Below are 5,538 nucleotides of genomic sequence, written 5' to 3' on the forward strand. Positions count from 1 at the left end.
GCCACCGCCCGCGAGTGCGGGCCCGCCACACCCCCCGGGGACCGGTCCCGGGCTGAGGTCCGAACTCAGCTCCGCCCGGACAAATCCGCCCGCACAACGACCGAGGCCCGGACGCCGGTCGGGCGTCCAGGCCTCGGCCTGAGGGTGTCGGAAAAGTGGTTCAGGAGGCGGTGCGGACCTCGGCCGCAGCGCCGACCGGGGTGACCTCGACCAGCCCGGTCGAGCCGAAGGTCAGCTTGCAGGTGTCGGCCCGGTAGGTGGCGACGGCGAGCGCCACCAGGCGGCCGGCCGACGCGTACTGGGTGGTCATCACCAGCACCGGCGAGCCGGGCGGGCGCTCCAGCAGGGCGCCCTCGGCGGCCTCGGCGACACCCAGCTCGACCGCGCGGGACTCGCCGTCCACCTCCAGCCGCTCCAGCTGGCGCAGCACCGAGCGGGCCCGGTCGCTCTCGGCCCGGAAGCCGGGCAGGTGCGGCAGCGCGGCGGCCGGGACGTGCAGCGACTCGGTGGCCACCGCCCGGCCCTCCACCAGGCGAACCCGGCGGACGGTGTGCACGGTGGCGCCCTCGGCGATGCCGAGGCCCTTGGCCAGCTGCGCCGGGGCGGGGGCGGTGGTGCAGTCGACCGTCCGCCAGGCCTGGTTGCGGCCGACGCCGGGCCAGCCCTCCTCCTGCCGGTTGACCGGGACGCCGACCCGCGGGGCGGCGATCAGGGTGCCGATCCCCCGGCGGCGCACCAGGCGGCCCTCCAGCTCCAGCTGGTCGAGGGCCTGCCGCAGGGTCGCCCGGGCGACCCCGAAGCGGGCGGAGAGCTCGCGCTCGTTGGGCAGGACCTGGCCGGTGGAGAACTCCGAGTCGATGGCCCGCAGCAGCACCGTACGCAGGTGCCAGTACTTCGGTTCCGGCACCGCCGAAAGCTGTCCAGTCGTCCCCACCGTGTCCTCCACCCTGCTTGTCCACCCTGCGGTAAGGAGGTCGGATCCCGAGCCCGCTGTCCGCAGATGCGGCAGGTGGGAGAGCGGGCTTTTATCCGTCCTTCTTTATTAAAGGTCTTTGCAGTAAGCGACCCTAGGGGCATCGTCCGGAGATGGTCAAGACCAATGGCGCGGCTTGGTGCGACTGTCGCACACATTCATGCCGCGTTCACGTCATCCCACAGCCGGTGCGCGTCACGCTTCGGCGCAGGCCCCGGCACTCGGTAGGCTGCCCGGGTGATCGTGGTGACGAGTGTGAACGTGAACGGAATCCGGGCGGCAGCCAAGAAGGGCTTCGTCGAGTGGCTGGCCGGCACCGAGGCGGACGTGGTCTGCCTCCAGGAGGTGCGCTCCGAGCCGGAGCAACTGCCCGTCGAACTGCGCGACCTCGACGGCTGGCACGCGGTCTGGGCCCCCTCCGTCGCCAAGGGCCGGGCCGGCGTCGCCGTCCTGTCCCGCCAGGAGCCGCAGCGGACCGTCATCGGATTCGGGTCCGAGGAGTTCGACAACACGGGCAGGTACGTCGAGATCGACCTGCCGGGGCTGACCGTCGCCAGCCTCTACCTCCCCTCCGGCGAGGTCGGCACCGAACGCCAGGACGAGAAGGAACGCTTCATGGCGGAATTCCTCGTCCACCTCACCGCCCTCCGCACCCGCGCCGCCGCCGACGGCCGCGAGGTCGTCGTCTGCGGCGACTGGAACATCGCCCACCGCCCCGAAGACCTCAAGAACTGGAAGGCCAACCAGAAGTCAGCCGGCTTCCTCCCCGAAGAACGCGCCTGGCTCTCCCGCGTCTACGACGAAGCCGGCTACGTCGACGTCGTCCGCACCCTCCACCCCGACCGCACCGGCCCCTACTCCTGGTGGTCCTACCGCGGCCGCGCCTTCGACAACGATTCCGGCTGGAGAATTGACCTCCAGGTCGCCACCCCGGGCCTCGCCGCCAAGGCCGTCGAGGCCTACGTCGAGCGGGCCGCCACCCACACCGAGCGCTGGTCCGACCACGCACCGGTCACGGCAGTGTTCGATCTGAACAACTAGGCAGCAGAAACTGGTAGTTCGACAGAATCAAGAGGCGGCCCCGACGCGGGGCATTCCACACGTCGGGGCTTCCTCTCGGTAGCAAATACGCCAGCGGCGAAGGAAGTCGCACGGCACTCCCGGAGTGGATTTTTCAGCAAAGCGATTCACGTGACCCTGCTTCCACAAGCGAAGCACCTGTCCGCCCCAGATCAGCTCCCCCGACGATCCAGACCCGAACATCCCTCTAGATACGGCCACCGCCCGCAACCCCTTGACCCCCAGCGCGCTCACTCGTAAGTCGGCGTCTGGAAGAACATGGCAAAGACGTTACCCGGTTCCGTCGGCCCTGCACACCAACCTTTTCGCCGCTCCCGCGTCGGCCGGGCCTTCGGCGAGCGCCCGGGGCCGGCCGGTTCCTTCGGAATCCCCACACCGCCAGCACCCGCCAGCACCCGCCGGTCGTCGCCGCCCGCCGTGTCACAGATGGGCGTTACCGGGCCACGGGGGCGCTGCCAGTGGTCGCGAGCACACTGATGGCATGAGAGGTCATCTCACTTGCGTCCCGCCGTTGCGGGACAACCCTTGGCTCGGGCAGCGGCGATTCACCTGCCGATTTCCGTTCCCGTGTCCAGCGGATCGCTTGAAGACCATGGCTTGCCATTCGTGGCCGCTGGCACAGCGCCACCATGCGTTGAGTCGTGCCCCGTAAGGGATTTGCTCTGGTGACAGGCCGCTATTGCGGGTGGGGTGCCACTGTGCTGCGAGTTCCGGGTGCCGCGTGGCGAGGTCGTTGCCATACCCGACCTTCTGATTAGCGCAGTACGGGCATCCGGAACGCCTGGCTGTGCGGTTCGCCACGGTCGTATGCCACTCGTGACCGCAGGATCCCAGCCACCACACCTTCCTGTTCGACTTGGGTGCGGTTCGGTCCGGTTGGGCATCACCGTTTCGGGTGGGGTGCCAGTCACGAGCCACATTCGGAAACTGAGTCGCCAGGTCGTTGCCGTATCCCACTCTGCGGCTGCCGCAGTAGGGGCATCCGCATCCACCGCTCCTGCTGTGGACCACTGCCTGCCACTCGTGGCCACACGGGCCGAGCCACCACGCCTTCCGGCTCGACCCTGCTGCGACCGAGTCCGGAATGAGTTCACCGTTACGAACGGGATGCCATTCGCCGACTACCTGTGGCGCGGCCAGCCTTAGGCTGGCACCTCTTGCCTGCCTCATCTCGCGATGGTCGGCTGCCGGTAGGTCCGTAGGTGTCATGGTTGTGAGACTAACTTCCGGCACAGACAGTGAGCTCTTTTCAACCTGAATGGGTGGGTGGGTAGTTGGGCTGGAGGCGGTGTTCGGACGTGAAGAAGCTCCTGGTAAACGGGTTCACGGCCAAGATCGCTTGTCCACCACGAGCTTCCGCGTGCTTGTCGATCCGGCCGGCCTAGATGTGTCCATTGCAGGTTCACCCTCTTCATCACCACCGCCAGTCAACGGATTCGCCCACGCGCGGGTGGCGCCGACGGTAGGTTCGGCTGCGGACCGCGGCCACGAAACGGGGAGATCGTCTCGATCATGTACGACGCTGAGATCACAGCAGTGGCGACCGGCGCAGCGGGGACGCTGGTTGCCGCCATCGCCACCTGGGGCGCCGGGAAGATGCAGTCCACAGTGGCACACTTCTTCCGCCTTGGAACGGCCCACCAGCAGCAAGCAGCTACCGTGGCGGTCGGCACCACCGCAGCGCAGCTCTCCTCCGAAGACGGGGAAGTACGGGCTGCGGCGACCGAGGCATGGGCAGAGGCCATCGCGCGATACCTGTCCGAACACCGAGAGGCGATGGCCGAGGTCGATGGGCTCGCGCAGCCCATGCCGTCGACCTCGAACGTGTGGAACCAGCGCAACTCTGGAACGGGGACTTTCATCGGCGGGAACGTCTACGGTGGCCTGACTCTCAGTCAGGGCGGGACGCCAGATGGCGGACGATGACCGCAGGGAGCAGCACAACCACGGGTCTGGCACCTTCGTCGGCGGGAACGTCCATGGCGGGATATGGCAGGTCTTCCTACCGCCGTACGGGAAGAAGAGCGCCGACACCTCCCACCCAGGCCAGCGGCCCCCCGAGCAGGGCAATGAGGATGCAGACGACTACGAGGACATCGGAAGCCCTTTGGTGGCTTCTGCATTCTTCGCCTCGTGTTTTGGGTATGGCGGCGTCCATGAAGCAATGGGCTGGCCATGGGCTCCTGGCACGCCACCCCCAGGTGTTGCCCAGCGTGTCATTGTAGGGTTCATTGCTTTCTACGCGTCCTTGGCTCTCGTCGCCGTCTTCTTTGCGCGCCTTGCACAGGTCTTTGAGCTTTGGTCCGAGCAATGCGCCATCACGGCTTCGCAGAGTCGCGGCCGGCTGGTTGCCCGGCCGCCGGCTCTTATGGCGCGGCTCACGACGTCTGTGTCCGCAGGGGTCGCAGCGGTGGCTGAGTTGCTGGCATCGCTGTATGGCTGGAGTCCCTTCGGGGGCGAGGTCTCGCGGCGCGCCCACACGGCGCGTGTCAACTCAGCCGCCAACGCAACAACGGCGCGCGCTGCCGCCAAGAGGCCTGCCGCCTAGGTGTTTTGACCAGTGGGGCTGGGGACACACTGGCGGGTCGTGGCCGACCGAAGCCCTACCGTCCCCCCGTCTCCGGGCTGACAGCGACTGATATCAGCGTCGGCTTCGTCATCGTCGGCGTGTTCGTCGCCGTGTGGGCCTGCGTCCTGGGGTACAGGTGCCTCAGTGACGTCGAACAGTACTAAAAGGAGATCTCATTTGGAGAGGCGTCGGGTGCAGATGAGGGCTGCTGCGATGCTGGCGAAGGCGGCGAAGTGGTCGGCCTTTCGCTCGTAGCGACGGTGAAGTCTGCGGAAGCCGCCGAGCCACGCAACGGTGCACTCGATCACCCAGCGGTGCCGGCCGAGACGGCTGGAGGTCTCGATCCCGCGGCGGGCGATGCGGGCGGGGATCTGTCGGCGGCGCAGGTACGGTGACCGTGCCCGAGACCTGCGCGCCGCGGCCGCCGGGCGTCTTGTTGACACCCTCCAGGCCGCCGGCCGCGCCGATCGCCGTGACGTCGACCTGGGTGACGCCGCTCGGGACGGTGAACGTCTGCTCGGCGCCCGTGAAGGCGAACGTACAGGTGGTGGTGGGGCCCGAGACCGTGCAGGTGCCCTGCGCGTGGGCGGTCCCGGACAGCGCCACCGGGGCGATGCCGGCGACACAGAGCATGCCGGCCGCAACGGCCAGCGCGGATCCGCGGCGACCGGCCGAACCGGCACGGCCCCCGCTCGTACCCGGGCCCGGCTGACCGGCGGCAGCCGGCCCTTCGCGCTCCAGGCTGGCGACCCTTGTCGCCCGCCCGGTCGGCGGCACCGAGCGGGCGGAGGGCAAGGGTCGCCAGCCGCCGAGGGGGGGGCCCCCCCCCCGGGGTCGGGGCCCCCCCCCGCCCCCCCACCCCGCGGCGCACACCCCCCCCCCCGGGGGGGGGGGGGCCGCCCGCCGGGGCCCCCCC

General features: G+C 69.1%; 4 protein-coding genes and 1 pseudogene. 2 read left to right on the top strand and 3 right to left on the bottom strand.

The window, feature by feature from the left end; all coding sequences use genetic code 11:
* Positions 1–160 precede the first annotated feature (160 nt).
* Positions 161–934, bottom strand: a complete 774-nt coding sequence (locus ACFV6D_RS30585) for a GntR family transcriptional regulator (protein ID WP_363376523.1) — start codon at positions 932–934, stop codon at positions 161–163.
* A 285-nt stretch (positions 935–1,219) separates the two neighbouring features.
* Here ACFV6D_RS30585 and ACFV6D_RS30590 point away from each other — a divergent pair, with 285 nt between their 5' ends.
* A complete protein-coding gene (locus tag ACFV6D_RS30590) occupies positions 1,220–2,014 on the top strand; it encodes an exodeoxyribonuclease III (protein ID WP_380430816.1) in 795 nt (264 codons plus the stop codon).
* A gap of 528 nt (positions 2,015–2,542) precedes the next feature.
* Here ACFV6D_RS30590 and ACFV6D_RS30595 read toward each other — a convergent pair.
* The gene (locus ACFV6D_RS30595; RefSeq protein ID WP_380561985.1) at positions 2,543–3,262 is read right to left on the bottom strand and encodes a zinc-ribbon domain-containing protein; all 720 of its coding nucleotides are present in this window, start codon (positions 3,260–3,262) and stop codon (positions 2,543–2,545) included.
* Between the two features lie 303 nt (positions 3,263–3,565).
* On the opposite strand from ACFV6D_RS30595, the gene ACFV6D_RS30600 reads away from it, so the two are divergent.
* Positions 3,566–3,979: a hypothetical protein gene (locus ACFV6D_RS30600; RefSeq protein ID WP_380561987.1), complete on the top strand. Its 414-nt coding sequence runs from the start codon at positions 3,566–3,568 to the stop codon at positions 3,977–3,979.
* Positions 3,980–4,795: 816 nt separating this feature from the next.
* Here the strand turns inward: ACFV6D_RS30600 and ACFV6D_RS30605 are convergent.
* Positions 4,796–5,005 (bottom strand): annotated as a pseudogene (locus ACFV6D_RS30605) (transposase); the annotation flags it as partial.
* Between the last annotated feature and the right edge of the window lie 533 nt (positions 5,006–5,538).

The organism is Kitasatospora sp. NPDC059812 (assembly GCF_042732075.1).
Taxonomy (GTDB): Bacteria; Actinomycetota; Actinomycetes; order Streptomycetales; family Streptomycetaceae; genus Kitasatospora.